This window comes from Marinomonas pontica, assembly GCF_036322735.1.
GTDB lineage: Bacteria > Pseudomonadota > Gammaproteobacteria > Pseudomonadales > Marinomonadaceae > Marinomonas > Marinomonas pontica.
Genome location: NZ_AP027271.1, coordinates 2,356,510 through 2,379,377, shown reverse-complemented (window position 1 = coordinate 2,379,377; position 22,868 = coordinate 2,356,510). Strand labels below are relative to the sequence as shown.

General features: G+C 46.8%; 18 protein-coding genes and 2 pseudogenes. 13 read left to right on the top strand and 7 right to left on the bottom strand.

Annotated elements, in window-relative coordinates; all coding sequences use genetic code 11:
* Positions 1–100: 100 nt before the first annotated feature.
* Both AABA11_RS16710 and AABA11_RS16705 read left to right on the top strand, forming a co-directional pair.
* Positions 101–874 (top strand): annotated as a pseudogene (locus tag AABA11_RS16710) (PAS domain-containing protein); the annotation flags it as partial.
* Positions 875–1,414, top strand: a complete 540-nt coding sequence (locus tag AABA11_RS16705) for a methyl-accepting chemotaxis protein (RefSeq protein WP_479481450.1) — start codon at positions 875–877, stop codon at positions 1,412–1,414.
* 69 nt (positions 1,415–1,483) lie between these two features.
* On the opposite strand, the gene AABA11_RS11175 is transcribed toward AABA11_RS16705, so the two are convergent.
* The 4 genes and pseudogenes from AABA11_RS11175 to AABA11_RS11160 all read right to left on the bottom strand — a co-directional run bounded on the left by AABA11_RS11175 (position 1,484) and on the right by AABA11_RS11160 (position 4,931).
* Positions 1,484–1,939 carry a MarR family winged helix-turn-helix transcriptional regulator gene (locus AABA11_RS11175; protein ID WP_265729686.1) on the bottom strand — a complete coding sequence of 152 codons (456 nt, stop codon included), beginning with the start codon at positions 1,937–1,939 and terminating at the stop codon, positions 1,484–1,486.
* 119 nt (positions 1,940–2,058) lie between these two features.
* A pseudogene (locus AABA11_RS11170) lies at positions 2,059–3,348 on the bottom strand (TRAP transporter large permease).
* A gap of 22 nt (positions 3,349–3,370) precedes the next feature.
* Positions 3,371–3,874, bottom strand: coding sequence for a TRAP transporter small permease (locus AABA11_RS11165; RefSeq protein WP_265729688.1), 504 nt, complete (start codon positions 3,872–3,874; stop codon positions 3,371–3,373).
* A 22-nt stretch (positions 3,875–3,896) separates the two neighbouring features.
* Positions 3,897–4,931 (bottom strand): TRAP transporter substrate-binding protein, encoded by a 1,035-nt coding sequence (locus tag AABA11_RS11160; RefSeq protein WP_338267936.1) that lies wholly within the window; start codon positions 4,929–4,931, stop codon positions 3,897–3,899.
* 336 nt (positions 4,932–5,267) lie between these two features.
* On the opposite strand from AABA11_RS11160, the gene AABA11_RS11155 reads away from it, so the two are divergent.
* The 9 genes from AABA11_RS11155 (at position 5,268) to AABA11_RS11115 (ending at position 15,611) form a co-directional block, all read left to right on the top strand.
* Positions 5,268–6,833: an acyl CoA:acetate/3-ketoacid CoA transferase gene (locus tag AABA11_RS11155; RefSeq protein ID WP_338267933.1), complete on the top strand. Its 1,566-nt coding sequence runs from the start codon at positions 5,268–5,270 to the stop codon at positions 6,831–6,833.
* Between the two features lie 39 nt (positions 6,834–6,872).
* Positions 6,873–8,075: a thiolase family protein gene (locus AABA11_RS11150; RefSeq protein ID WP_338267930.1), complete on the top strand. Its 1,203-nt coding sequence runs from the start codon at positions 6,873–6,875 to the stop codon at positions 8,073–8,075.
* A 22-nt stretch (positions 8,076–8,097) separates the two neighbouring features.
* On the top strand, positions 8,098–8,859 hold the full coding sequence (locus AABA11_RS11145) for a crotonase/enoyl-CoA hydratase family protein (RefSeq protein WP_338267928.1): 762 nt from the start codon (positions 8,098–8,100) through the stop codon (positions 8,857–8,859).
* A gap of 50 nt (positions 8,860–8,909) precedes the next feature.
* On the top strand, positions 8,910–9,677 hold the full coding sequence (locus tag AABA11_RS11140; protein ID WP_338267925.1) for a 3-hydroxyacyl-CoA dehydrogenase: 768 nt from the start codon (positions 8,910–8,912) through the stop codon (positions 9,675–9,677).
* 27 nt (positions 9,678–9,704) lie between these two features.
* Positions 9,705–11,453 carry an acyl-CoA dehydrogenase family protein gene (locus AABA11_RS11135; protein ID WP_338267923.1) on the top strand — a complete coding sequence of 583 codons (1,749 nt, stop codon included), beginning with the start codon at positions 9,705–9,707 and terminating at the stop codon, positions 11,451–11,453.
* A 138-nt stretch (positions 11,454–11,591) separates the two neighbouring features.
* Entirely contained in the window at positions 11,592–13,463 is a 1,872-nt protein-coding gene (locus AABA11_RS11130) for a feruloyl-CoA synthase (protein ID WP_338267920.1), read from the top strand.
* Between the two features lie 15 nt (positions 13,464–13,478).
* Complete coding sequence (locus AABA11_RS11125) at positions 13,479–13,925, top strand: acyl-CoA thioesterase (protein ID WP_338267918.1); 447 nt, start codon at positions 13,479–13,481, stop codon at positions 13,923–13,925.
* 4 nt (positions 13,926–13,929) lie between these two features.
* Positions 13,930–14,679: an electron transfer flavoprotein subunit beta/FixA family protein gene (locus AABA11_RS11120; protein WP_338267915.1), complete on the top strand. Its 750-nt coding sequence runs from the start codon at positions 13,930–13,932 to the stop codon at positions 14,677–14,679.
* A complete protein-coding gene (locus AABA11_RS11115; protein WP_338267913.1) occupies positions 14,679–15,611 on the top strand; it encodes an electron transfer flavoprotein subunit alpha/FixB family protein in 933 nt (310 codons plus the stop codon). The genes AABA11_RS11120 and AABA11_RS11115 overlap by 1 nt, the downstream gene beginning before the upstream one ends.
* A 56-nt stretch (positions 15,612–15,667) precedes the next feature.
* Here the strand turns inward: AABA11_RS11115 and AABA11_RS11110 are convergent, their stop codons facing one another.
* Positions 15,668–15,793, bottom strand: a complete 126-nt coding sequence (locus AABA11_RS11110) for a hypothetical protein (RefSeq protein ID WP_265729701.1) — start codon at positions 15,791–15,793, stop codon at positions 15,668–15,670.
* Between the two features lie 252 nt (positions 15,794–16,045).
* Here AABA11_RS11110 and AABA11_RS11105 point away from each other — a divergent pair, with 252 nt between their 5' ends.
* A complete protein-coding gene (locus AABA11_RS11105) occupies positions 16,046–17,500 on the top strand; it encodes a TrkH family potassium uptake protein (protein ID WP_265729702.1) in 1,455 nt (484 codons plus the stop codon).
* Between the two features lie 258 nt (positions 17,501–17,758).
* Here AABA11_RS11105 and AABA11_RS11100 read toward each other — a convergent pair whose 3' ends face one another.
* On the bottom strand, positions 17,759–20,086 hold the full coding sequence (locus AABA11_RS11100) for an FdhF/YdeP family oxidoreductase (RefSeq protein ID WP_338267910.1): 2,328 nt from the start codon (positions 20,084–20,086) through the stop codon (positions 17,759–17,761).
* Complete coding sequence (fdhD, locus tag AABA11_RS11095; protein WP_338267908.1) at positions 20,079–20,918, bottom strand: formate dehydrogenase accessory sulfurtransferase FdhD; 840 nt, start codon at positions 20,916–20,918, stop codon at positions 20,079–20,081. Before fdhD ends, AABA11_RS11100 begins: the two co-directional genes overlap by 8 nt.
* A 423-nt stretch (positions 20,919–21,341) precedes the next feature.
* On the opposite strand from fdhD, the gene AABA11_RS11090 reads away from it, so the two are divergent.
* Positions 21,342–22,757 carry a peptidoglycan DD-metalloendopeptidase family protein gene (locus AABA11_RS11090; protein ID WP_338267905.1) on the top strand — a complete coding sequence of 472 codons (1,416 nt, stop codon included), beginning with the start codon at positions 21,342–21,344 and terminating at the stop codon, positions 22,755–22,757.
* Positions 22,758–22,868: the final 111 nt, after the last annotated feature.

Genomic DNA, 22,868 nt, shown 5'->3' with positions numbered 1-22,868 from the left:
CGGTTGTGTTTTTTGTTATTAGTAAGTTTTATAGCAATCTAGCGATCTCAATATTTACAAGCTATTGTTATTGGAATTCGACATATTCAAGGAGCGCATAATGTTCAATACTGGTTTAAAAAATGAACTGCAGTTACTGAAAGACGAGCTTTACTCTTTAAATCAAGTCAGAGACAGTTTGAGCCAAGAAATGCTGGTGCTGGTACTGACCCCTGATGGTGTGATTAAGTCAGTCAATGATAAATTCTTAAAAGAATTGGGTTGCTCGAAAGAGTACATCGTGGGCAAGACGTTGTCTGATTTAACCCCTTCGTATTCGCGTAAAACCGAACATTACAATGCCTTATTAGGGGCTATAAAAAACGTTAAACACTGGGTTGGCGCAGTAGAAATTGAAAAGGAAGATGGCACTGAGGCTTGGTTAAGAGCCATCGTTCAGCCTATCTTAGACGGCACAACGGGAAAATTGAAAGAGTTTGCTCTTCATTGTAATGACTTAACTCGCACCATTACTTCTTCTCGTGAAGATCAAAATATTATTGCGGCGTTGCAGCGCTCAACCGCTGTGATTGAGTTTGATATGAGCGGTCATATATTGACTGCGAACCATCTTTTTTTGCAGGGAATGGGTTACAAACTGGATCAAATCCGAGGTAAACACCATAAAATATTTTGTACGCCTGAAGAGTCTTCATCTTCCGAATATGTGGGATTTTGGGCACGCTTAAATAAAGGGGAATTTGTTGCCGATCGTTTTAAACGCATTGATAGTCGAGGAAACATTGTTTGGTTAGAAGCCACATATAATCCTATTTCAGATTTACATGGCCGTTTATACAAGGTTGTAAAATTTGCCACCATTATTACCGATCAGGTGAATCGAGAGTTGGCGGTATCTGACGCTGCTGATATTGCCTTCACTATTTCACAACAAACAGACGCAAGTGCAAAAAAAGGCAGCCAAGTCGTACGTGACACGGTGGCGGTCATGCGCCAATTAGCAGAACAAATGGCCGAAGCCGCAGAAGGCATTTCTGAGTTGGACAAACAATCCCAATTAGTGGGGTCTATTATCCAAAGCATTCGAGGCATTGCCGATCAAACGAACTTATTGGCGTTAAATGCCGCCATCGAGGCGGCACGAGCAGGAGAGCAGGGACGAGGCTTTGCGGTGGTGGCGGATGAAGTGAGGCTGCTCGCTTCACGAACCAGTACCGCCACAGAAGAAATAGTAGGTGTGGTGGAAAAAAACCAAATCTTGGCGGAAAAGGCCGTATCGTTAGTAAATAAAGGCAAAGAACAAGCAGAGCAAGGATTGACGCTTTCTAATGAAGCTGGCGAAGTGATTGTTGAGATCCAGGACGGTGCTCAGCGAGTGGTCGATGCGGTAGGACAGTTCTCAAGCAATTTGTAAAAATGAGCGATCAATGTATTGATCGCTCATTGTCTTTTTGCTTATTAACATTAGGACATCAATAGGTCATCAATAAGACAGCGTATCCAGTGTTTTCAATAACCACTCTAGTTCGTTGTCGCCTTCTAAACGTGCGGCCATGATTTGCTCGTGTTCCATGACGCGTTCACTGATGGTGGTGAAAAACGTTTCGCCGTATTGCGTCATAAAAAGAGCATAGGATCGACGGTCATTGATGGCGGGTCTGCGTTCAATAATGTCCATTTTTTCTAACTTGTCGACGGCGGCCACCATGGCGGAGCGGTCATTACCAAGTGCTTGCGCAACGGCCGTTTGCGTCAAACCTGGGTTGCGTTCCACAATAGCAATAATGGCAAACAAACCTGGGCTAATGCCAAGGTCTGAACAAACCTCAGAAAACTTAGTGAAAAAATTCATTTGAGCGCGGCGTAAGCGATAACCAACCAAGCTATTGAGTATGCCAAAGTCTACGGTTTGGTCTGTTTTTTTTGTGTCGTTAGCCATGTTAGTCTCATTTCTTATTCGAGTAATCGGACATTGTAATATAAAACATCAGTTTGGTGTAATTCTAAACTGTTGAGCGTTATACCAAGAAACGCAGGCACTTGGCCTGCGTTGGTGTTTTAGCCAATTAAGTGAACCAGTCCTAGCGTAATACTCGGGAACAGTATGAGTAATGCAACTCTGACAAAGTCCGAAATTAAGAAGGGGATAACGCCTTTAAAGCATTCTTTTAATTTGAGCGTGTCATCAAAGGATTTGATAATAAACACGTTCATCCCTACGGGTGGCGTGATCAATCCAACTTCGACCACAATCAGAGCCAAAATACCGAACCAAATCCCCAAATCGGTTGCTGGAATACCAAAGTCCATGGCCATAATCATGGGGAAATAAATCGGAATCGTCAGCAAAATCATTGCCAAACTGTCTAGGAAACAGCCCATTACCAAATAGGTAAGTAGCATGCAGACCAAGATGGTCTAAGGCGATAAACCTGAGTTTTGTATTAGCTCAACGCCCAAATCGGGTAACCGTGAAAGCGCAATAAAGACACTGAATAAATCCGCACCCAACACAATAAAAAAGATCATCGCGGAAGACACCGCGGTACGCATCAAACACGTGAGCAATCCATCCATGCGCATTTTACCGTGAGTAATCGCAAGAATCGCAGTCAAGATAACCCCGACAGAAGCGGCTTCTGTAGGCGTAAAAATCCCCATATAAATGCCGCCCAATACCACCAAGAAAATAGTCGTAATGTGCCACACGTCTTTTGTGGATTTGATCTTCTGGGCAAATGTCGTTTTTTCACCACGAGGGCCCGCGTTTGGGTAAATTCGCACATAAATAGCAATGGCAAGAATGTAGCCACCAGCCGCTAAAAAGCCTGGAATAAAAGCGGCGATGAACATTTTAGAAATATTTTGTTCAGTAAGTACCGCAAAAATAATCAGCACCATGGAGGGAGGAATCAAAATACCCAACGTACCACCGGCTGCCAAGGCGCCAGCAGCGAGACTGCCAGAATAGTTTAAGCGTTTCATTTCAGGCAGTGCGACCTTGCCCATTGTCGACGCGGTGGCGAGAGAAGAGCCACAAATCGCACCGAATGCTGCGCAGCCTGCAATGGCAGCCATAGCAATACCACCCCGTTGACGGCCAATCCATGTATTGCAGGTACGGAAGAGCTCGGCGGTGATGCCAGAGCGGGTTGCGAGTTCTCCCATTAATAAAAATAAAGGCACGACGGAAAGGTCGTAGGTCGAAAATTTTGAAATAGGCGCGGTGCCTAAATATTCTAATAGAGCAGGAACGCCACCAATAAGAGAATAACCAATGGCACCACACACCAACATGGTTAACGCAATTGGGATACGGATACTCATCAGAACCAGCAGTGCAGCCATCATTAAAAAGGCCAGTTCGATATTACTCATGATTACCCCCACACAACGAGGTGGACAGTTTATAAAGACCACAAAGCCCACACAGTGTCATGGATACAACGCCCACAATGAATGTCCACCAAGTGGGCAATTCAAGCAGCATGCTTTGTTCTAAATATTCTTTTGCTTCGAAGCCACTTAGGCTCATGCGATAAGCAAAAGTAAAGGCAACTAGGGTGAAAATCACATCACTAAAGGTGTCTAAAAAACGTAACGTGCTGGGTTTGCAGTGTGCGGTAAATAGATCGACAATGACGTGACCTTTGCGTAAATAACATTCAGGAAGAAAGAGAAATACGGCCATTGCCAGACCCATTTCGGTGATTTCGTAATCGCCTTCTATTGATTGGCCTATGGTTGTTCTACCGATAATGCTGGCGACGGTCGTCACCGCCAGCATTAACATGATAAAGCCACCCGTTAGCGCAAATAGAGACGATAAGCGACCCACAAGAGATCGATGTATATCTGCATTAAATTTGATCATGCTAACTTATCCAGCTAGTGGCTTAGAAATTTTCGTATTTATTAATGAGCGCTTTGGTTTTATCAAGAAGACGCTGTCCATCGTAGCCATCATCGTTCATGTCTTCGATCCATTTTGCGGTAACAGGGGCCATTGTTTTTTCCCAACGCTGATGTTCAGCGCCTTCAATGTAATCAAAGCTGTTGCCACGGTCGACGGCGTGCTTACGAGCAAACACTTCGTAATTGTCAAACAGGTCGCCAATATGACCCGCTAGCGACACACCAGAGTTGTCATCGATTACTTTTTGCAAATCAGCGGGCATGCTGTCATACACTTTTTTATTCATAGAGAACAAGAACGTGTTGGTGTACAGCCCTGCGCCTTTGAATTGAGTGTGGTGTTCAACCAATTCATGAATTTTCATCGGCAGTACCACTTCGAACGGCAATACCGCTACATCGATAACGCCTTTTGACAGCGCACTTGGCATTTCAGTTACGGGCAAAAACACAGTATTGGAACCAACTAAATTGAAGGCTTCAGACATGACTTTGTTTGGCGCGCGTACCTTCATTCCTTGAATGTCTTCTAAGTTTTTGATCGCTTTAGTACGAGAGTGGAAAGAGCCTGGAGCGTGGGTATGAGCGGCGATAAGGTGAATGTCTTTTAGCTCATCTTGCATTTCTGTTTCGGCGTATTCTTGCAATGCCATGCTGGTGGCTTTGGCTGAGCCTGGAACAAAAGGCAATTCAAATGACGTCATTTTAGGAAAACGCCCTGGCGTGTAGCCAGCCACTGTCCAAGAAAGATCCACAATGCCTTTGCGAGTTTGGTCAAAAAGTTGAGGCGGTTTTCCGCCCAGCTGCATGGCTGGATAGACATCAATTTTGATGCGTCCGTTGGAATCGGCTTCGACTTTTTTTGCCCAAGGTTCTAGGAATTGAGTATGCGCCATGGACATAGGTGGCAACATGTGGTGCAGCTTAAGAGTGTATTCCGCATCCGCTGCCAAGGCATTAACAGACAACATAGAGCCTATTGCAAATGCCAAACCTTTTAGTTGGATTTTCTTCATTGTATTCACCTTAGTTTTTTTTGTTATGTCAGTGTTTTTATTCCTAAATGACCGCAACGACCGCCTTTCATTGCGCTTAGAGCACTGTCACTCGGTACCTTTTTTGCCATTCTCACTCAAGAATAATCTAGTTGTGACATAAATTGTTGTGCTTTTCAACAATAGTAAATATAAATTTTTTACACGGGGTATTAAAAAAAGATAACCGCCTTTAAAAATGTTTGTAATAAAAATAGTTGTGATGTACAACATAATTAATTCTGACGAATGACAGTCATTAAAACAATACAAAGCCCAGCTAACCAAACAACTATAAAAGCAATCTGAGGGTATAAAATGAGCAAGGTTATTTCCTTAGCGCAAGCCGCTGAATTAATCCCCGATGGCGCCAGCGTGGCGTGGTCAACCGTGGGCATGTCCTATTTTGCTGAGGCCGTTGCCAAAGCCGTCGAGCAACGCTTTACAGCAACAGGCCACCCTCAACAGTTAACCTTGATTCACGATTGTGGCTGTGGCGATGGTCGAGACGCGGGTATGTCCCGTATGGCTCACCCTAATTTGGTTAAGCGTTTGATTTCGGGTCACACCGGCCAAGCCCCTAAAATGGCGCAAATGATTACCGACAATGCCATCGAAGCGTATTTACTTCCTCAAGGTGTGTTGACCACCATGTGGCGTCAGATTGCGGGAAATAAACCAGGTGTGATTACTAAAGTTGGCATGGGAACTTATGTTGATCCTTTGATTAGCGGCGGTAAAGTTACGTCTTTAACCACAGAAGATCTGGTTAAACGCATCGAGATCGAAGACGAAGAGTGGCTGTTGTTTAAAAAATTCCCATTAGATGTGGTGGTGATCCGTGCAACGACGGCAGACGAAGACGGCAACTTGTCCGTTGAAGAAGAAGCCATGTTGGCGGAAATTTTACCAATGGCGCAAGCCGCCAAAAACAGTGGCGGCATTGTGATTGCGCAAGTGAAGTACATTGCAGAACGTCATTCAATTCATCCAAAAGATGTCAAAGTGCCCGGTGTCTTGGTGGACTACATCACAGTCGCACCTGCTGAAGACCACAAACAAACCATCACTACGACTTACAATCCGGGTCTCGCAGGGAATTCCCGTGTGCCTTTAAACGCGCTGCCGCCAATGCTGTTCAGCGATCGAAAAGTGATTGCTCGTCGTGCGGCCATGGAGCTAAAGGCCAATGTTATGGTCAACCTCGGTATTGGTATGCCAGACGGTGTCGCTGCGATTGCCGCAGAAGAAAAAGTCTCCCATTTATTTACTCTAACCACCGAGCTTGGTACTTACGGCGGTATTCCTGCGTCGGGTGGCGATTTTGGCGCGGCGTGGAATGCGGATGCGATTATTGAGCACGAAGCGCAGTTCGATTTTTACGACGGTGGCGGTTTGGACATTGCTTTTCTGGGATTAGCGCAAGCTGACAAAGAGGGCAATTTAAACGTCAGTAAGTTTGGCCCTAAAGTGGTTGGCCCGGGTGGCTTTATCAATATTTCCCAGAGTGCCAAAAAAGTGGTGTTCTGCGGCACGTTAGTGAATGGCGCGAAACTGGGCTTCGAACACGGCAAGATGACGGTATTGGAAGAAGGCAAGGTACAAAAATTTGTCGAAGCGGTGGACCACATTACTTTCAGTGGCGCGGTGGCCAGAGAAAACCATAAGCCAGTGGTGTTTATCACCGAGCGCTGTGTGTTAGAGCTTCGCCAAGAAGGCATGGTGTTGACGGAAATTGCACCGGGCTTGGATTTAGAGCAAGACGTGCTCAGTGCCATGGCGTTTCGTCCCATTATTGCCGATGACCTTAAAACCATGCCAGCTGCTATTTTTGCGGAGCAATGGGGCGGTTTAGGTGAAATCATGGCGGCATCTGTCCAGTAGTCGATAAAACAACAAGAATAAAGAAGCGAGTAAATGTGCATGTCTATTAAAAATGTAGAAATCCCATACGGTGCTTACTGGAGTACGCCGTTTACCAAATGGCAAGGTTCCTTGCAGCATTTGCACTCGATGAAATTCGCAGCGCATGTCGCGAAAGACGAGTTGGCAAAACGCAATATTGATCCCTTAATGTTTGACTCTGGTGTGTTGGGCATGACCATCAACCAATACCAATCTTTCAACGGAGCGCCTTGGCCTTTGTACGACATTGGTGCGGTGAATACGGCAGGTCACGCCGTTAACCAAGTTTGTGCTACCAGTGCGCGTGGTTTGTTTGCCGCTGCATCAGAAATTGTCTGCGGTATGGCAAATGTGTCTTTCTTAATGACAGCCGATCGTTGCTCAAACGGCCCGCATATTTATTACCCAAATGCTAAAGGCCCAGCAGGGGCGTCCGAAGATCAAGTCACTTACAACATGATGAACGATTGCGTTGGCGGTCATTCGATGATGCAGACCGGTGAAAACGTGGCCAAACGTTTTGACATTACGCGTGAAGAATTAGACGTCGTCACTTTCCGTCGTTACGAACAGTATCAAGACGCATTAAAAGACGACCAAGCTTTTCAAAAACGTTATATGACGCTGCCTTTGTCAGTGCCAACGGCGAACTTCAAAAAAGAAGAAACGGTTATTACAGGCGATGAAGGGGTTTTTCCAACCACTTTAGAAGGGTTGCAGAAGCTAAAGTCGATTCAAGAAGGCGGTGTGATCACCTTTGGGAATCAAACGCACCCAGCCGACGGCAATGCGTCTGCGATTTTGTGTCGTTCGGAAGAAGTCGCTTCGCTTACGGCTCGCCCTGAAATCAAAGTTGAAGTGTTAGGTTTTGGCCAAGCGCGTGATGATTTGGCCTTCATGCCTGCGGCGCCTATCGAAGCGGCGAAACGGGCGCTTGCCGTGGCGGGTATTGATATTCAACAAGTAAAAGCGATCAAAACACACAACCCGTTTGCGGTGAACGATGTGGCCTTTGCGAAAGCCATGAACATCGATGTGATGACTATGAATAACTACGGCTGCTCTTTGATTTGGGGGCACCCGCAAGGACCAACCGGCATGCGCGCCATTATTGAGCTGATCGAAGAGCTGGTCATCAACGGTGGTGGTTATGGCTTATTTACGGGTTGCGCCGCAGGCGATACCGGTATGGCAGTGGTGATCAAGGTTTCAGACAGATAATTATAAGAATAGAGGCAATTCCATGACGACTTATCAATTTATTAATTACTCAGTAGAAAACGGCATAGCGCATTTACAGCTGAATCGCCCCGAAAAGAAAAACGCCATCAATGATAGCTTGTGTCTTGAAATCGAGCAGGTGTTTTTAAATTTGACTGACGATGTCAATGTGATCGTCCTGTCGGGAGCTGGCCCAGAGTTTTGTTCTGGCTTGGACCTTTTAGAGCATAAAGCCCGTGAACCATTTGAAGTGGTGAAGCATTCCAATATGTGGCATCGCGTTTTCGGCCACATTCGTGAGTCGGGTATTCCGGTTGTTGCAGCCATGCATGGTGCGGTGATTGGTGGTGGTCTGGAACTGGCCATTTGCGCCCATGTTCGCGTGACCGAAGAGAGTACTTTTTACCGTTTACCCGAAGGCAAGCACGGCATTTTTGTGGGCGGCGGCGCGTCGGTGAATGTGTCGAATGTGATTGGTGCCAGCCGTATGACAGAAATGATGTTGACTGGCCGTGACGTAAGAGCCGATGAAGGCTTGCGTATCGGTTTGGCGCATTATGTTGTGGGCAATGGTGAAGCCTTGGCCAAAGCCTTTGAAATTGCAGAAGGTATTGGCAAAAACTCGAAATATTCCAATTGGGCAATGACCACAGGGCTAAGCCGCATCAGCAATATGTCTGCTCAAGAAGGTCTGTACACCGAGTCTTTGATTTGCGGAATTACTCAAACCAGCGAGGAAGTAAAAGCGCGTATTGATGCGTTTTTAAATCGTAAAAAAAGCTAATTAACTTTGCCCTTGGTAATAAAAATAACAGCAAGATCAGGAGTATTTAGATGCAAATTCAAGACAAACATTTTGTGGTGACCGGTTCGGCTTCGGGTATTGGTGAAGCGGTTGCGCGTCGTTTACATGGTTTGGGGGCGAAAGTCACTTTAGCCGATGTGAATGAAGCGGGCTTGGCCCGTGTGAAGGCGGACCTTGGGGAACGAGTACAAGGTTGTGTGACAGACATCGTTGATGAAAATTCGGTACAAAGTGCGATTGACAAGGCCGTTGAGGCTTTTGGTCCGATCAGTGGTTTGGTCAATTGTGCGGGGATTCCAGGCGCGGAGCGTATCGTTGGTCGTGAAGGTCCACATCGTTTGGCGTCGTTTCAGCGTGCGGTGTCAGTAAACTTAATCGGTACCTTTAACATGATTCGTTTGGTGGCTGACAAGATGCAGCATAACGAACAAGAAGCCAATTTAGAGCGTGGTGTGATTATTAATACGGCATCGGTAGCCGCATTTGATGGTCAGATTGGACAAGCTGGATATGCCGCTTCCAAAGGCGGTGTTTGCGCTATGACCCTGCCGATTGCTCGTGAATTGGCGCGCTTTGGTATTCGCGTGATGACCATTGCTCCGGGCCTTTTCAAAACGCCTATGATGGATGTACTTCCAGAAGACGTGCAAAAATCGTTGGGTGAATCTGTGCCATTTCCTCCACGTCTTGGTGAGCCAGGTGAATACGCTTCCTTGGCGCAACACATCATCGAAAACAGCATGCTGAATGGCGAAGTGATTCGCTTGGACGGTGCGATTCGAATGGCAGCGAAATAGTCAGATGACGGTATTTGGGAGTCGATGATGAATTATCAAGCACCTTATAAAGATATGCAGTGGTTGGTGGCGCAAGCTTATCAACAACAAGGCCTAAATAACGTCGATGCATTGGAAGGATTTGACCCTGAACTGGCCAACGCGGTGATGGAAGAGGCTGCGAAATTTGCGTCTGGTGTGCTCGCGCCACTGAACGGCGTTGGTGACACTCAAGGCTGCCGTTTTCAAAACGGAACAGTGATCACGCCCGATGGTTGGAAAGACGCCTATCAGCAATTTGCCGAATCGGGTTGGATAGGTTTAGCCTTGCCTGAGGAATATGGCGGCCAAGGCCTGCCAAAGTACATCGCGCAGCCCGTCAATGAAATGTGGCTGTCGGCAAATTTGGCGTTCGTTATGTTTCAAGCTCTGGCACAGGGCGGCTCTGAAATTTTGCAAGCTTTTGCGAGTGAATCGATTCAACAGCGCTATTTGCCCAAAATCGTCACGGGCGAATGGACCATTGCGATGGCGTTGACGGAACCGAATGCAGGCTCAGACTTAGGCGCGTTGAATACCAAAGCGATTCCGCAAGCGGACGGTACTTACAAGATCAAAGGCCAGAAGATTTATATCACTTATGGCGAGCACGACTTGACCGACAATATCGCACATTTGGTGCTGGGCAGAACACCAGATGCGCCAGCGGGCAGTCGCGGTATTTCGTTATTTATTGTGCCTAAATATCAAGTTGCGGATGACGGTTCGCTGGGTGAATTCAACGATGTGCGTTGTACCGGCATTGAGCACAAATTGGGACTACACGGCAGTCCAACTTGCTCGATTAGCTACGGTGATGATGACGCCTGTGTTGGTGAATTGGTTGGCGAGCTAAATCAAGGCCTGATGGCGATGTTTGTTTTGATGAACGAAGCCCGTTTGAGCTGCGGTCTGCAAGGGGTCGCTTTGGGTGAACTTGGTTTTCAACGTGCGGTGGAATACGCTAAAGAGCGTACCCAAGGCAGCAATGAACAGGGCGAACGTGTTGCCATTATTGAGCACGCGGATGTAAAACGCATGTTGCTAGAAATGCGTTCGGAAACCTTTGCATTGCGAGCATTGGGCTACCAAATTGCGGCGCAAATTGACGCGACGGAAGCGTCTCATGACGCGCTAAAGAAAAACAGAGTCGCTTTACTCACACCGATTTTTAAAGCCTTTGCCACGGAACGCGCCAATGTTATGGCGGGTCAAGTGGTGCAAGTCTTCGGTGGTATGGGCTTTGTGGAAGAAACCGGCGTGGCGCAAATACTGCGTGACGCTCGAATCACGACCATCTATGAAGGCACAACCGGCATTCAGGCTCGTGACCTACTGTTTCGTAAAGTACGCGCAGACCAGGGCGCTGCGTTGACATTGTTGCTTGATGAAATGTGTGATCTGGCGACCACATTTGCCTCTGACGATGCGATGTCTGCAATGGCAAAAGACACGCGGCAAACGGTGAATACGTTAAGGTCTTTGCTGAACTCGCATTTATTGAGTGAGGAGTGTGATCCAACGTCATTGAACGCGGTTTCTGTGCCGTTTCTAGAGGCGATGGGGATCTTATGTTGTGCTTGGCAGTTGTTCAATGTCTTGGCGTATACGAAAACTCAAAGCCATCACGATGATGCTTACATGCAGAATGTAAAAGCATTAACCGCATTTTATGGTGCGTATCGTTTGCCTGCGGCAATGGCGGCGTTAAAAACAGTGGAACAGGCTGGGGCTGGCCTCAGCCAATATGAATTTTGAATAGGGTGAATTCACCCTAAGTCGAGAAAATAACAATAATTCGGCAGTGGTTTATCCGCCACTCCCCTAAAACTCAAACCACATAAAAATAATCAAAGTGCTTCTTTATGAGCATGAAGATGAGAGTAGGGACAAGCTATGAAAGTGAAAGCAGAAATGAGCAGTGAATTTCATCCAATTAAAGTGGTCGCGCATCCCATACACATCGAAACACGAAACGATGGTGTACAAATTATTAACAGCGAACAAGCATTGCATGAATACGCTCGTTGTTGGACGGATCAACTTGAATATTGGGCTGAAAAAACACCAGAGCAAATGTTTGTTGCTCAACGAGATGAGCAAGGTGAATGGCAGAAATTTACCTACGCGCAGACAGTGAAACGTGTTCGCCAGATTGCCTCTTGGTTGCTCACTCAACCTGTGTCAGTTGAACGTCCTATTGTCTTTTTGTGTGGCAACAGTGTTGAGCATCTTATGTTGGCGTTGGCAGGGATGTACGTCGGCATTGCGCATGCTCCGGTTTCTCCTGCGTATTCTTTGATTGCGACTGACTATAGTAAGTTACAGCACATCTTCGAAATTTTGACACCTGGCTTGATTGTGGTGGACGAATTGGCGCCTTATGAAAACGCGATCCAATCGGTGTGTCAGGACACGGCTACTCCTGTTGCGGTAATCAAAGGTGACATCACAGCGCAAAAAATTACCAATCCAACGATTTCTTTTTCCACTTTTTGGGACTTTCCAGAATCTTCTGATGTGGACGTTGAAAACGCCAAAGTCAGCGGCGATAGTATTGCCAAGATTCTGTTCACGTCAGGTACCACAGGGATGCCGAAAGGGGTTATTAACACTCAACGGATGATTTGTGCGAACCAAGTGATGATTCATCAAGTAATGCAATTCTTGAAAGATCAGCCGCCGATCATGGTGGACTGGTTGCCTTGGAATCACACTTTTGGTGGCAACCACAACATTGGTATCGCTTTGTACAACGGTGGCAGCTTGTATCTAGATGACGGTAAACCGACAGAAAAGCTTTTTGCTAAAACACTGCAAAACTTAGCCGAAATTTCACCAACCGTGTATTTCAATGTACCAAAAGGCTTTGAGTTATTGGTGAAAAATCTAAAAGCCAATCAAGAATTGGCGGAGAAATTTTTTGCACGTTTGCAGTTCACTTTCTTTGCGGCCGCAGGGCTGGCTCAGCATATTTGGGACGACCTTGATGCTTTGGCGATTCAGTACACGGGCAAGAAAATTCCGATGCTGACTGGGTTAGGTTGTACCGAAACCGCGCCATCAGCAACATTTGCGTCTGTCGAAGAATCCACTTCTGGTGTTATCGGTGTGCCTGCGCCGGGAGTATCGATCAAATTGGTTCCTAATGAAGGGAAGTTGGAAGCACGAGTGAAAGCCGAAACCGTCATGCCGGGATATTGGCGTCAGCCAGAATTGACGGCGAAGGCGTTTGATGAAGATGGTTACTACTGTTTAGGTGATGCCTTTGCCTATCTTGACGAAAATGCTCCTCAGCGCGGTTTCCGTTTTGATGGTCGTGTCTCAGAAGATTTTAAATTAGACAGTGGCACTTGGGTAAGCGCTGGTACCTTGCGCGCTAAGTTGATCAGCTCGTTTGCGCCTTTTGTTCAAGATGTGGTGTTGTGTGGAACCAACCGAGGCTATATCACCGCGTTGGTATTCCCTGATTGGGTGCATTGTCAGGCGATTATGCCGCACGATCTGGTGGAAACAAATGAACAGATGATCGCGCATTCTGCGGTTCGTGATGCTTTCCAACAAAAGCTGGTTGAATTTGCTAAGAACAGTACCGGCAGCTCAACTGTGGTGCAGCGTATTTTATTGCAAGCGGTGTCACCCAGCATTGATGCCCATGAAGTGACAGACAAGGGCTCATTGAACCAACGGGCTGTGCAAGCGCATCGTGAAGACCAAATAGAATTACTGTACCAAGAACCACTGTCGGATTTGGTTATCAGCGTATAAACGAGGGGCGTCACTATGTTTAAAAATGAACGGTCAGTGCGCATAGAGTGGGGGGATTGTGACCCTGCGGACATTGTGTTTTACCCTCGATATTTTACGTTTTTTGACGCCTCCACGGGCGCCTTGTTTGAGGCGATGGGGTACACGCTTCGATATATTCGCGATGAGTTAAACGACGTTGGCTTCCCTATGGTAGACACGCGATCGCAGTTTTTTAAGCCGTCAAAATACGGCGATAACGTGACGATTGAAAGTGAGTTTACTGAGGTTGGTCGAGCCAGCTTTGGGGTTCGTCATCGGTTGTTTAATGAAGGGTGCTTGGCAGTAGAGTGTACGGAAAAACGCGTTTGGGCTTGCCATAATGCGGAAGGTGTTCTTAAAGCTAAGCCCATTCCAGATGAGATTAAAATGAAGATGATGCGCCGCAGTGAAAAACAAGAGTCTAAAAATAAGGGGCAGTGAGAAAGTGAAAATTTTAGTGGGTGTTAAACGTGTCATTGATTACAACGTCAAAGTGCGTGTGAAAGCGGATGAAAGTAATGTGGATTTAACCAATGTAAAAATGGCAATGAATCCATTTTGTGAAATTGCGGTTGAAGAAGCGATACGCCTTAAAGAAGCGGGTCTGGCATCAGAAGTGATTGTCATGAGCGTCGGTACAACACAAAGCCAAGAGCAACTTCGTAATGCCATGGCGTTGGGGGCGGATCGTGGCATTTTGGTTGACGTTGATGCAGAGGTTGAGCCATTAAATGTCGCGAAGGCGTTTGCGGCGGTGGTTGATAAAGAACAACCGGAGTTGGTTATTTTGGGGAAGCAATCGATTGATTCGGATAATAATCAAATGGGGCAAATGTTGGCGGCGTTAACGAAGCGTCCGCAAGGGACTTTTGCTTCTAAGTTGGTGATCGACGGGGATAAAGCGTTTGTGACTCGCGAAATTGATGGTGGCTTACGTACGGTCGCACTGACATTGCCCGCCATTGTTACGACAGACTTACGTCTTAATGAACCGCGCTATGCCAAATTACCCGATATCATGAAGGCCAAACGTAAGCCGTTAGAAACGCTGTCTTTGGCGGATTTGGGTGTGACGATAAAACCCCATTGCCAATTAGACAAAGTGGAAGCGCCAACCACTCGCAGCGCGGGTGTAAAGGTGACGTCGGTGGACGAATTGATCGGTAAATTGAAAGACGAAGCGAAGGTGATTTAATGACGACTTTATTAATTGCAGAACACAATTCCAGTGCGCTTTCGCCTTCTACTTTATCCGCGTTGACCGCAGCAAATGAGATGGGCAATGACGTGCATGTACTTGTAGCGGGCAACAATGTGGAATTGATTGCCAGCGATGCGGCCAACCTATTGGGCGTTACCAAGGTGCTTTGCGCCAGTTCTGATGTTTATGAAAGAGCGCTCGCCGAGCCGATGAGCGAGTTGGTGTTGCATTTAGCGGGACAGTATTCGCATATTGTTGCGCCATCAAATTCAGAATCGAAAGACTTTATGCCAAGAGTCGCGGCGCTGTTGGATGTGGGACAGGTATCGGATATTTGTGCGGTATTGAGCCAAAATCAATTTAAGCGCCCGATTTATGCCGGTAATGCGATCGCGACGGTCACAGTATTGGATGCTAAAAAAGTCATCACAGTACGGGCGTCGTCATTTGATAAAACCACTCAACATAGCGATCAAGCTTGCGCTGTGGAGACGGTCGCTTTTGTGGCAAGTAATGGTTTGTCGAGTTGGCAATCTGATGACATTACGGAATCAGCGCGCCCTGATCTTGCCAGTGCCGCTCGTGTTGTGTCTGGCGGTCGCGGTGTGGGCAGTAGCGAGAACTTTGCTTTGATTGAAGCGTTAGCCGATAAACTCGGTGCGGCGGTTGGTGCGTCACGTGCGGCGGTGGACGCTGGTTTTGTGTCTAATGATTTGCAAGTCGGGCAGACAGGTAAAATTGTCGCGCCAGATTTGTACATGGCGTTTGGTGTTTCTGGCGCAATTCAACATTTGGCGGGCATGAAAGATTCTAAGGTGATTGTTGCGGTGAACAAAGACGAAGACGCGCCTATTTTTCAAATTGCGGATTACGGCTTGGTAGGGGACCTTTTTGAGGTACTTCCGGAGATGACTAGCAAGTTGTAACGGGGAAAACGAACCTTCCTTGGTGTGGTATTGACCGAGCTTTAGGCTCGGTTTTTTTATTTATTGGAATGGGTTTGAGAGCAAAGCTCAATGATGCGTTTGCCACTGATGAATAAGAAGCAGCTGATTGTGATGGCCAGCGCTGTCAGGTGAAAGACGTCGATAATGAATACTGTGTCCATGATGGTTCCTTTTATGCGATGTTGATTTATTGTTATTTTGTTTAATAAAAGCACAAGGTGCGTAATTCGTCCATATTGTTTACAAAACAACCATTTCAAAAGGAGTGTGTTTGGACTATCGAAACGTTTAGAATTTGCCGCTGATTACTTTATAGTGTGTGAAGGTGTTCTAACCCATTTATGTGGTTGGGTTATGGGACACTTCAGATGTCTTTTATCCTGTGTGGCTTTTTATAGGAGCGGCGACGGCGCATGATTCGCCCGTTATTAGTGATGCGTTTGTTGACGATGCCATGCTTGTGGATGAGCGTGGTGCAATTTGTCTTCGGCGAGTTATCCTTCATGTTGTTTAAAGACGATGTTGGTCGCGCCTTTGCGATTCCCGCTTTGCTTACCTTTTCGGTGTCTTTGGTCATTTTGCTTGGTTTTCGAAAGTACGCTCTGCCTTCCGTCAATACCCGCGAAGCCATGCTTTTTGCCAGTTTGACCTGGTTGGCTGTTGGGGTGTTGGGCGCCATTCCTATTATTTCTGTTACGCACATTTCGTTTACGGATGGGGTGTTTGAATCCATCAGTGCCTTGACCACAACGGGCGCTACTGTGCTGTCTGGATTGGATGATATGCCACCCACTTTTTTGATGTATCGTCAGTTTTTGCAATGGATGGGCGGTTTGGGTGTGGTGATCTTTGTGGTGGCGATTCTGCCGATGCTAAACATTGGTGGTATGCGATTATTGAAAGCCGAAACGCCGGGCCCGATTAAAGACGAGAAACTGTCTCCTCGAGTTTCCAGTACCACACACTATTTATGGATGGTGTACTTAGCCATTACGGTGTTGTGCGCGTTAAGTTATTACGCTGCCGGAATGTCGGTGTTCGATGCGATTGGACACAGCTTTACAACGGTATCCACTGGTGGATTTTCCACCCATGACGCCAGTATGGGCTATTTTAATAGCCCGCTTATTTTGTGGATATGCAATGTGTTTATGCTGCTTGGTGCCATCAATTTTGCGCTGCATTATCGGGTGTATATTGCACGCCGTTTGACGCTGTATTGGCAAGACGAAGAGACGCGAGGCTTCTTGAAAATAGTGGCATTTATCGCTTTTTTATTGGCACTGTTTCTTTTTCAAACGGACTCAGAAGACGGTTTTTGGGTGTCCATAACCCAGTCTTTTTTCCATGTCATTTCGTTTATTACCAGCACAGGGTTTGCGGCAACGGACTTTGGTGCTTGGCCAGCAGTCACGTCCATTATCTTGATCTTTGTTGGCTATATTGGTGGCTGTGCTGGGTCTACGGCGGGTGGTAATAAAGTGATCCGCAATATAATTTCTGTGAAATCCATTGGTCTGGAAGTGAAGCGATTGGTGCACCCCAATGGGGTGTTTGCGATGAAGTTTCAGGGGCGAACCATCAGCGAAGATGTGCGTCACTCAGTAATGGGTTTTATGTGTCTTGCTGCTATGGTGACGGTTTTGTTTACCGTATTACTAATGATGACGGGCATGAGTTTTATGGCGTCGTTAAGTGCGACCGCCGCTTGCCTCAATGTATTGGGTCCAGGGTTTGCTGAGCTGGGGAGTAACTTCGCGCCGCTAAGCGATACTGGCACTTGGTTGATGAGTTTTGCGATGATCTTAGGGCGTTTGGAATACTTCACTGTGTTGGTGCTTTTCTTTCCGGTGATGTGGCGTCATTGACCCGTGTTTTATTTGCATCTATTAGGGTGAATTTTCTGCCGCTTACAGTGTAAATAACTTGTCATTCCCCCGAAGGAGGCTGTCGCCAAACGAATGCCGTCGATATTGTAGGTCGGCCTTTAGGCCGTCAAGGTTTTTGGTTTGGTGTTATCAGGCTTTTGACGGCCTAAAGGCCGACCTACAGGTGATTACCTTTAACGACACTACCTCTTCCGAGGAAGTGTCGTACAAACAAGTTAGTATTACTTAAAGAGAAGGTTAAATGGCGGCGACAGAGATGCCATTGCTGTTTTCTTCATACGCTTCTAATTCTATGGCAATACTTTTTGAGGTTGGCGTATTGCTGAACTCACCATGGCTGTCTAGCGGTACTAATGGATTCGTCTCTGGATAGTAAGCCGCGATGTTGCCTGCAGGAATGCTGTACGGCACCAGTTTAAAACCACTCACTTTGCGAACTACGCCGTCATCCCATAATGAACGCAGTGTTACGCTTTGACCTTCTTCGAAGCCTAGACGCTGGATGTCTGCGGGGTTAATAAACACCACTTTGCGTTCACCTTTAATGCCACGGTAGCGGTCGTTCATGCCATAAATCGTGGTGTTGTATTGGTCATGGGAGCGCAATGTTTGCATGATCATGGTTTTGTCTGTCAGTAGATCTTGCGCACGTTTTGGCAAAATGGAGGCTGGTAACGTATGTGTATGGCAAATCGCTTTACCCGCTGGTGTTTTCCAGTTTCTTTCCCGTGCGCTGTTGCCTAGGTAGAAACCACCATCTTGCAAAATGCGTTGGTTAAAGTCGTGGAATCCAGGTACAACAGCGGCAATGTGTTCACGAATAAGGTCGTAATCACTGACCACTTCGTGCCAATCAATCGGGAAGTTACCTAGCGTCGCTGCGGCGATTCCTGCAACGATGGCTGGTTCAGATTTCTGTTCTTTACTTAATGGCTCCAATACGCCACCAGACGCGTGAATCATGCTGAAAGAATCTTCTACGGTGACTTTTTGCTGTCCTTTTGCTTGATGATCGATATCAGTACGACCTAAGCAGGGCAATATGATCGCCTCGGTGCCAGTGATTAGGTGAGAGCGGTTTAGCTTGGTGCTTATTTGTACCGTTAACTCACATTGTTTTAAGGCATGCTCTGTGGCTTGTGTGTCGGGGGTTGCTGCAGCGAAGTTACCACCTAGGGCGATAAAGACACCGACTTTGCCATCACGCATTGCTCGAATAGTATCAACAACCGCTAAACCGTGTTCTTGTGGTGGTGTGAAGTTGAAGCGTTTTTCCAACGCATCAAGGAACGCCTGAGAAGGGCGTTCGTTAATGCCCATGGTTCTATCACCTTGCACATTACTGTGGCCACGAACAGGGCAAACACCCGCGCCCGGTTTGCCTAAATTGCCACGTAATGCCATCAAGTTGACCATTTCGTGGATGGTCGCAACAGAATGATGGTGCTGAGTAATGCCCATTGCCCATGTCAGAATGACGCTTTCTGCTTTTGCATAGACGTTGGCTGCGTGAGTAATGTCTTCTTTGCTAAGGCCCGATTGATCGACGATGTCTTGCCAAGGTGTTTGTTTTACTTGTTCAAGGTAGGCGTCTAAACCTTGGGTGTGTTCTTTGATGAAATCGTGATCAAAAACCGCTTCGCCTTTTTGTTGCGCGGCTACTTCTAGGTCGATAAGTACTTTAACCATGCCACGAACCACCGCCATGTCTCCGCCAATTTTAGGGCAGAAGTATCCCGTATTGGTTGGCTTGGAGCCATTGGTGAGCATCTCGATCGGGTTTTGTGGATTCTGGAAGCGTTCTAGACCGCGCTCGTGTAGGGTATTGAAGCTTAATAGTTGCGCGCCGCGCTGCACCACTTCTTTTAGGGTCTCGAGCATACGTGGGTGGTTTGTCCCAGGGTTTTGCCCGAAAACAAAGACCGCATCCGCGTGTTCAAAGTCGTCAATTTCCACCGTGCCTTTGCCAATGCCAATACTGCTTGTTAAGGCATAACCGCTGGCTTCGTGACACATGTTTGAACAGTCAGGGAAGTTATTTGTGCCGTATGCGCGCGCAAAAAGTTGATACAAAAATGCGGCTTCGTTGCTGGCGCGTCCAGACGTGTAAAACGCCACAGTGTCTGGATTGGCTTGTTTTTTAAGCGTATCGCCAATTTGCTTGTAGGCTTGTTCCCAAGAGATCGCTTCGTAGTGATCTGTTTCTCGGTTGTAGCGCATTGGTTCTGTGAGTCGGCCTTGGTATTCAAGGAAATAGTCACTTTGGGAGTTTAGCCAAGTGACACTGTGCTCAGCCATGAAAGCCGCATCGACTTTACGAGATGTCGCTTCCCAGTTAACCGCTTTGGCGCCGTTTTCACAGAAGCGGATTTTAGCTGGATCGTGTTTTTCACCCCAAGCACAGCCTGGACAATCGAAACCATGAGGCTGGTTCGTTTTTAACAGAGTATGAATATTGCGTACGGCGTTCTCGCTTTTTAGCCAATGTTTTGTTGTGCTTTGTAAGGCCCCCCAACCACCGGCTGGGCCTTTGTAGGGCGTGTAAAAATCGGTCTTTTTACTCATGGTGTGTTCCTTTTAATTGGGTCGACGCGGCAAACACTCTTGGGACATCTTGCTTTGGCAAATGGATTAAGTTGAGCCCGTAATGTTGGGCTAGGCTGACCGCGAGAGTGCTTGGTGATGCCAGATGAATCAATCGTGATAGGCCGACTCGGACGGCTTTTTGAACCAGTTCGGTGCTGCATCGGCTTGTCATCAAAACGCTGTGATCATGCAAGTCTAAACGCTGTTGGAGTGCATAGCCAATGACCTTATCAAGGGCATTGTGGCGGCCAATGTCTTCCATACACCGTATGGGGTTGCCGTTTGGCGCGATCAGTAACGCGGCGTGAACGGCTCCGGTTTTGTTTCCTAATGTTTGGTAGGTGGATAAATGCGACTTTAAAGACGCCAGTATTGACGTTTTAATAGGGGCGCATGGCGCTAACATGGGCAGAGTTGGGATAGCCTGTGAAAGCGACTCTACGCCACAAATCCCACAGCCTGTTGCGCCTAGGTGCGCGTGTTGCTTTTGTTTGTATTGCGCAAAACGCCTAGGGCTAATGATGAGGTTGACGGCCATGCTGTTTATATTTGCTTGAAGCTTTGTCGTTTCAATCTCTATGTCTCGGACATCATTGATGTCTTCAATAATGCCTTCGCTGCAGGCAAGGCCTACCACAAACGCATCCAGATGGTTGGGAGTAACCATCATCACGGCGTGAGCTATGCCATTTATGCTGATGGCTAAAGGCATTTCTTCCACTAACTCAGCAACACCAGAGGTGCTTTGCTCATCACCGCGTGCGAATGTTCGCGGTTGGGAGCAGGGGAATGTGAAGGGCGAAAAAGACATGTTATGGCATTCGGCTCTTAAAAAGTGAGCTTTATAGTACGGAGAGACGGTAGGGTCGTCTATCCATTTTGCTCCAATAAAGTGCGTGAAAACGACCTGTCGTTGGACGTTATGTCGTTTGCTTATAAAAGAAGCACTTCATAGACGGTTTTCAATGGACTAAGTATTTCTTTAGAGTTTGAAATACCGTATTCTTGCCCGAAAAAAATTAGCTTCAATGCTTGTTTCGTATTGGTTTCGAAAAACCGCAGGCGAAAAAAGTATGGACTGTGATTATTTGCACTCCAGCAGTGGCAAGGAAATGGCACATGAGACAAAGTGTGGTTCTGTTTTTGTCATATATTGAGAACGTGTGCGACCTACAGCGGTAGTGCATAGTCAGGTTCTTGGTGAACCATTTTTTGTTTAATGAGTTTTTTATTTATGCAGTTTATTACACGCCTCTCGCGTTGGGCTTTATCTGGCCCGCGAGCTTGGTTATCGATCATTTTTGCCACCTTTGTTGTGCTGTTGTTTGTTTACCGATCGCTTGTGTCGCCAACAGAAAATCCCAAAGAGTATGTTCTACCCAGTGTCGATATAGAGACCCCAGCGCCAATCGAGTTACCCCCTGTCAGCGCGAATACCGACGAAGACAATGATTATGATTCCTTAATCACCACAGACCCCTTGCAAAATGTGGAAGCGGTTCCTGCGCCACTACCGTCTATTGAGTATGTGATCAAATCGGGTGATACGTTGGCGCGTATTTTTGCAAGATTGGGTTTGCCGAGAGAATCTTTGTATGCGGTATTAGAAGCCGATCAAGAGTATTTAGTGCTCGAACCCTTGCTACCAAATGATAAATTCACGTTCAAATTGGATGAAAATGGCGACTTGGTCGAGTTGACTCGCCGATTGGATATGAGTAAAAGCGTGTCTTATGTGCAGCATGATAATGGCGGCTACAGCTATGAAGAGCACATTAAGCCAATTACCTACAATCACGAAGCCGTACACAGCAAAATCGTCGGCAACTTTTATTTGTCTGCGAAAAAAGCCGGGCTGTCTGATACCAATATATTAATCATTAACGATGTCTTAAAAGGGCGAGTGAATTTTCGCAAAGACCTTAGAGCCGGTGATGCGTTTGATTTTGTTGTTAAAAAAGGCAGCATCGATGGTGTTAAAGTCGGTGAAGATCAATTAGAAGCGCTGGAAATTACGGTAAAAGGCCAAACTTATCGTGCGTTTGTGCATTCGGATGGGCGTTTTTATGATGAGTCAGGTAACAGCCTAACGCCGGCTTTATTGCGTTGGCCAACCCGCAAACAATACCGTATTAGTTCCCCGTTTAATGCTAACCGTTTACACCCAATCACAGGGCACCCAGCGCCACATAATGGTGTCGACTTGGCAACGCCGTCTGGTACAGAGGTGCTTGCTACGGGTGATGGTGTTGTGACGCGGGTGGCGACACATAAGTACGCGGGTAAATACATTGTTATTGATTACACAGGGCCTTATGGCTCGCGCTTTTTGCACCTAAGTAAAATCCTGGTGAAGAAAGGGCAGCAGGTTAAACGTGGTCAAGTGATTGCATTGTCGGGGAATACTGGCCGAACCACAGGGGCGCACCTTCATTATGAACTGCACATTCGAGGCAGACCTGTAAACCCAATGACCACGGACATTCCGACAACGCAATCTATTCCAAAGAATCAGCGTCGTGACTATGATGCGAATGTGTCTATGTGGGTCAGCATGATGGCGAGTACAAAGGCAGAGTTTTCCGGTACTGATGCGAGGCTGGAATTAGATGGCGACCTTGATTCGGATGTGTCAGAAGTATCGGAATAAGCGTTTACCTAAGTCGATATTTAGACGTTTACAATCGGCATAAAAAACGGCCTATCTTGTTAATCAAGGTAGGCCGTTTTGCGTTTTAGAATCCTTTTTGTGTCGCAATAA